This is a genomic window from Bartonella capreoli (assembly GCF_902813205.1).
GTDB lineage: Bacteria > Pseudomonadota > Alphaproteobacteria > Rhizobiales > Rhizobiaceae > Bartonella > Bartonella schoenbuchensis.
Window position 1 is genome coordinate 1 of sequence record NZ_CADDZX010000174.1, and the last position, 468, is coordinate 468.

Sequence of the window (468 nt, forward strand, 5' to 3'; positions counted from 1 at the left end):
ATGGAGCAAGAAATCCCCAAAGTCCTCAAATTCTCTATAAACACGCCTACGTTACAATAACAATAAAATCAATCTCCTTTATCAATGACGATGTTGCCCAAGTGCGTTACTACAGAACCATTCATGACAACGACAACAACAAAGAATTCATCACCCACTGGGTTGCAACACTTACCTTTGAATATATCAATGCTCCCATCTTCGTACAAAACCGTTTGGTAAACCCTCTGGGCTTTATTGTTAGGGAATATAGAACAGATCCAGAAGTGGTTAACTGATCCATGAAAAAAAAAGGCCTTTTGCTGTTTCTCAGCGCTATCACCGGTTTGTCTGCGCATTGGGGCTATGCAAGTGTGTTTCCTACACGCGCTCTAAGCGACAGTCGCAGTCGCTTTGGCAATTAGGATGCCTATAATGTGACAAAAGTCATTAGATATATAAAATCGTCTGTGCAAATAGAATTTACCC

General features: G+C 40.8%; 1 protein-coding gene. It reads left to right on the top strand.

The window, feature by feature from the left end:
- Nucleotides 1-278, top strand: a 278-nt coding sequence (locus J7R05_RS07925) for a VirB8 family type IV secretion system protein (protein WP_208541840.1), incomplete at its 5' end; no start/stop codon positions are given.
- Between the last annotated feature and the right edge of the window lie 190 nt (nucleotides 279-468).